Below are 1489 nucleotides of genomic sequence, written 5' to 3'. Positions count from 1 at the left end.
ATGATCATCAATCTCATGATGCTTTAATTGCTCCCATGCATCTTCTTTCCAGGAGATCAGCTGCCTAGCCCAAGCAATCTGGCGCTCGTAGGCTACTGCTGCACTATGTGTGCCAGTTTGATGGCTGGGGTTTGGTGTGTTCGGAGTATTGGAGGCAGATTTATTTTTTGATGGTGTTGCAGCACCAATATAAGCACCCTCCTTATAACGCCAGTGCGCAGCCAATCCATACTCAGCCTGTTGATGCATTTCATTTGTACGCACCTGAATCTCAAATGCCGTTCCATGCTCATCCATCACTACGGTATGCAAAGATTGATAGCCGTTAGGTTTGGGCCTCGCAATATAGTCATCGAATTCACGTGGTACTGGCTGCCAGACGTTGTGCACTATTCCTAAAATGGCGTAGCAAGATTTAACATCCTCCACTAGAACCCTAAATGCTCTGACGTCATAAAGATTGGCAAAGTCGAGTGACTTGCCCTGCATCTTTTTCCAAATACTGTAGATGTGTTTTGGGCGACCCTGAACCTCACCCTGAATATGAGCGGCAGTTAATTCTTCCTGAAGCTTTTTGACAATTTGCTCAATAAAAGATTCACGCTCAATGCGCTTGCCATCGAGCATCTTGGCAATATCTCGATAGATCTCTGGAGACAGAACTCGAAACGCTAAGTCCTCCATCTCCCATTTCATTTGCCAGATACCGAGGCGATTTGCGAGCGATGCATCAATATTAAGAATCTCTTGCGCCCAGGCTTTTGGCATCTCCATTTTTTCATGGGTAATCCAGCGCAAGGTTTGCAAGCGTGAGGCAAGATAAATGAGGACCACACGTAAGTCGTCACCAAAAGCCAGCAACATCTTTCTCAGCATTTCTTCTTGCCCGGAGATGCTGAGACCACCATCATTACGGACGAGCTTAGCTTGAGCCTGCCTTAGACCACGATAACCAATCAACAGTTTGGCTGACTCATCGCCAATCAGTTTAGTGAGGGATTCTTTGCCGTGAGTCCGTGCGATATTACTTGCAGCAGTTAATGTAGCCTCGTCTAGATGAAGCAATTTCAGAATACTCAGAACACCGGCAGCATGACTTTCAGAGGGCTCTCCATACCAGCCATCTATGATTTTGATGCTCTCAGATACATTGCCAGCATTTGACATGGAAGACCGAAATCCTTAACTAAAGAATTCTTTTGCTAAAGCAACTTGTTCTGACTTCACAAAGGCAGGCGCATGTCCCACTCCTGGAATTTCAATACTCCGAATGTATGGGTTGACCTTACACATCTCGGCCACTGTTTTAGCAGAGAGTAAATCCGATTCACCGCCACGAACGATCAGCATCGGGATATGAATTTGCTTAAAGGCGTGCCACATTGCCATCTCACCTGCCTTCGCCATTATTGGATTAACAGATGCAAACGGTACAGAAATATCAGGGTCATAGTGCATCACCCAAAGGCCATCTTTTTGTACAAGCATC

Annotated in this window: 2 protein-coding genes; both read right to left on the bottom strand. The window is 45.9% G+C overall.

All coding sequences use genetic code 11. From position 1 onward, the window contains the following. A partial coding sequence (locus B7X71_RS16795; RefSeq protein WP_293601579.1) for an HD domain-containing protein occupies nucleotides 1-1167 on the bottom strand: 1167 nt, incomplete at its 3' end. 15 nt (nucleotides 1168-1182) lie between these two features. Next, nucleotides 1183-1489: alpha/beta hydrolase (locus B7X71_RS16790; RefSeq protein ID WP_293601578.1), on the bottom strand; the 307-nt coding region annotated here is incomplete at its 5' end.

It is taken from the genome of Polynucleobacter sp. 39-46-10 (assembly GCF_002282275.1).
The sequence above is the reverse complement of the archived record's forward strand: the minus strand, read 5'-3'. Positions and strand labels throughout refer to the sequence as shown.